Origin of the sequence: Mesorhizobium sp. M2A.F.Ca.ET.042.01.1.1, assembly GCF_003997405.1 — a bacterium.
GTDB lineage: Bacteria > Pseudomonadota > Alphaproteobacteria > Rhizobiales > Rhizobiaceae > Mesorhizobium.
The window spans coordinates 1-2,538 of record NZ_RZRX01000460.1 but is presented as its reverse complement, the minus strand read 5'-3'; the positions used below and the strand labels follow the sequence as shown (position 1 = coordinate 2,538).

Sequence of the window (2,538 nt, the reverse complement as noted above, 5' to 3'; positions counted from 1 at the left end):
CTTTAGCGCGCCTTGTCAGCGCGATGCCAGACAATGTCTTGGCGCCCGAGGCGGAGAAGCGTTGAGCCAGCCGCTAATGACCCGTCTTCAGTATGCTCGCCACCTTGGCGGCAATCGCCGCGTCCAGCGCCGGCCAGTTCGCCAGCAGCTCGCGCGGAAAGCGGTAGGTGAGGCTGAGATCGTCGCCGACCTGGATGTCGCGCTCGCAAGGCGCCAGCGATTCCTCCGCGCTCGGCCCGCTGAGGCAGCGGGCGACGAACGGATCCTTGCCGGGGCGCTCGGCGACGGCCAGCACCTCGTTGAGATAGCCTGATTTTTCGCTGAAGGCGTAAACCGTCGTACCGCCCGGCCCGGGGGTGCCCGGCTTTTCGATCAGGGCGCTGTAGATCGGCGCGAAACGGCCGCTCATGTCGCGCGACATCATGCGCGGCTCGAACGACAGGAAGATGATCTTCCTGGTCGTGGTGTGGTTGAAGTCGTCGCGCGCGGCCGCGCTGTAGCCGTCCATCTCGGGATAACGCAGATAGAGATCGAGCCGCGAGGCGATGCCGTCGCGCCTGGCCTGATCGAAACGGATGAAGTTCGCCGGCACGCTGATCAGATTGTTGCCCATGACGACCTGGCGCACCGTCGTGTCATCCGAATAGCCCGCCATGGCGATCGACCGTCCGAGCCATTTGCCGCCGAGGCTGATCGCTACCGAAAGCAGCGCCAGCGCCGCAAAAATATAGAAGACCCGCTTCATCAGGGTCGAATCGACGACCTCGAAGTCCGGGCTCTCGGCAGCCGTTGCGTCTCTCATCGCTCTTTCCCGATCCGCCCACCTGTCCTTCGGCGGCACAGCCTGCGCGGCATGGCTCTTGCAGCGCGTTGGCACGACTGTGCGTTTTCATGGTAAACGGTTGGTAAACATGGGTGCCGTTCTGCTTGTTCTTTACGCTTTTGCGGTTGGTCTCACGGCCTGCGGGTTGTCCGGATCGGCCATGGAACTTTTGTCAGGCCGGCGCCTGGCCTTTGCCGAGCCCTATGTTTCGCCCGTCCATATCCTGCGCTCGCTCGCGGCAACGGCCTGCGCCGGACCGTTCATGCTCACCAACGAAGCCCTGACCGCCCGCCGCGAAGGCCGCATCGGCACGATGGCGCTCTTGTCCTGCGGCTGCACGGCCATCGTCTGGGCTCTGGCGCTTGGCGTCGTGCTCATCGCCATTGCGTCCTGGGCGACCGCCAATTTAGGGTCTTTCGAATTCGCTGGTTGAGACGAATCGGAGACGAAAAATGCCGGTCTATGCGATCGATGGGAAGGCGCCCGAGTTCGAGGACGCCGATACGAACTGGATCGCGCCCGATGCCACGCTGATCGGCAATATCCGGGTCGGCCGCAATGTCGGCTTCTGGTTCGGCGTAGCCATCCGCGGCGATGGCGAGCTCATCACGATCGGCGCCGACACCAATGTGCAGGAACACACGATCATGCACACCGATCCGGGCTTTCCACTGACCATCGGCGAAGGTTGCACGATCGGTCATAGAGCTCTGCTGCATGGCTGCACGATCGGCGACAACAGCCTGATCGGCATGGGCGCCATCGTGCTGAACGGCGCCAGGATCGGCAACAACTCGCTCGTCGGCGCCGGCGCGCTGGTGACGGAAAACAAAGTCTTTCCGGACAATTCGCTAATCGTCGGCTCACCCGCCAAGGTGATCAGGACGCTGGATGATGCGGCGATCGAGCGCCTGCGCGCCTCGGCCGCCCACTATGTGGCCAATGCCAAACGCTTCAAGGCCAGGCTGACGGTGGTATGACGACGGCCGCGCTCCGCGCGTCATCCGCGGCGGCTGTTCATCGCTTCACGCAGCAGAAAGGCGCCGGCCTCGAAGCCAGCCTCTTCCGCGCCTTCCAATGGTGTCTCATAGTCGTCGACGCGGGTTCTTAGCGATGGGTCCGCGCCCGAGAGCAACAGCAGATGGATCGCCTCGGCGTCGCGCCGGGATACCGCATAGTGCAGGGGCGTCCAGTCGTTCACGCCGCGCATGTTCGGGTCGGCGCCATGCTCGAGCAGGGTATGGATGACGTCAAGCCGGTCCGGCCGCTCCGTCGACAACGCCGCTATGATCGAAGGGAACCCGGCGGGATCGTCATAGTTCGGGTTCGAGCCGGCATCGAGCAAGGCGGTGATGAAAGCGGTCGGGCTCCAGTAGATGGCATATTCCAGCGGATGGCCAAGGCCGAGCTCGAATGGCATCCGCTCGTCGAACCAGCGCGCGGAGCCGCCGAGCGCAACGCCCAAGGCCGCGAAATCTCCGGCCTTGAACGCTTCGTCTATGGCCTTGAAGAGCCGGTGGCGGGCGCCGCGATCCTCAGGGACTTCCAGCATCGCCTTCATCCGCAATGAACGGAGCTATATTGCTCCCTTCCGACTCGCTCGGAAAGGCCGGCCCGGCCTGTGGCCCTCGGCTGAACCCCGATCGTTTGCCCTCGACAGGCCCGGCCTGAAACAGCGGAGCCGGCCCCGGGGACAGGGGCCGGCTCCTAAAACC

At 64.2% G+C, this 2,538-nt stretch carries 4 protein-coding genes; 2 read left to right on the top strand and 2 right to left on the bottom strand.

All coding sequences use genetic code 11. From position 1 onward, the window contains the following. Positions 1 to 73 precede the first annotated feature (73 nt). Positions 74 to 802, bottom strand: a complete 729-nt coding sequence (locus tag EOA23_RS33670; RefSeq protein ID WP_127307226.1) for a hypothetical protein — start codon at positions 800 to 802, stop codon at positions 74 to 76. 109 nt (positions 803 to 911) lie between these two features. Here EOA23_RS33670 and EOA23_RS33665 point away from each other — a divergent pair, with 109 nt between their 5' ends. Further along, on the top strand, positions 912 to 1,256 hold the full coding sequence (locus tag EOA23_RS33665; RefSeq protein WP_127307225.1) for a hypothetical protein: 345 nt from the start codon (positions 912 to 914) through the stop codon (positions 1,254 to 1,256). A 19-nt stretch (positions 1,257 to 1,275) separates the two neighbouring features. Beyond that, positions 1,276 to 1,803, top strand: a complete 528-nt coding sequence (locus tag EOA23_RS33660) for a gamma carbonic anhydrase family protein (protein ID WP_127307224.1) — start codon at positions 1,276 to 1,278, stop codon at positions 1,801 to 1,803. A 20-nt stretch (positions 1,804 to 1,823) separates the two neighbouring features. On the opposite strand, the gene EOA23_RS33655 is transcribed toward EOA23_RS33660, so the two are convergent. Next, positions 1,824 to 2,375: an ankyrin repeat domain-containing protein gene (locus EOA23_RS33655; RefSeq protein WP_127307223.1), complete on the bottom strand. Its 552-nt coding sequence runs from the start codon at positions 2,373 to 2,375 to the stop codon at positions 1,824 to 1,826. Positions 2,376 to 2,538: the final 163 nt, after the last annotated feature.

Bases quoted from the DNA above. Each gene is read 5' to 3' on its own strand.
- EOA23_RS33670 (WP_127307226.1), bottom strand. From the start codon at position 802: ATGAGAGACGCAACGGCTGCCGAGAGCCCGGACTTCGAGGTCGTCGAT.
- EOA23_RS33665 (WP_127307225.1), top strand. From the start codon at position 912: ATGGGTGCCGTTCTGCTTGTTCTTTACGCTTTTGCGGTTGGTCTCACG.
- EOA23_RS33660 (WP_127307224.1), top strand. From the start codon at position 1,276: ATGCCGGTCTATGCGATCGATGGGAAGGCGCCCGAGTTCGAGGACGCC.
- EOA23_RS33655 (WP_127307223.1), bottom strand. From the start codon at position 2,375: ATGCTGGAAGTCCCTGAGGATCGCGGCGCCCGCCACCGGCTCTTCAAG.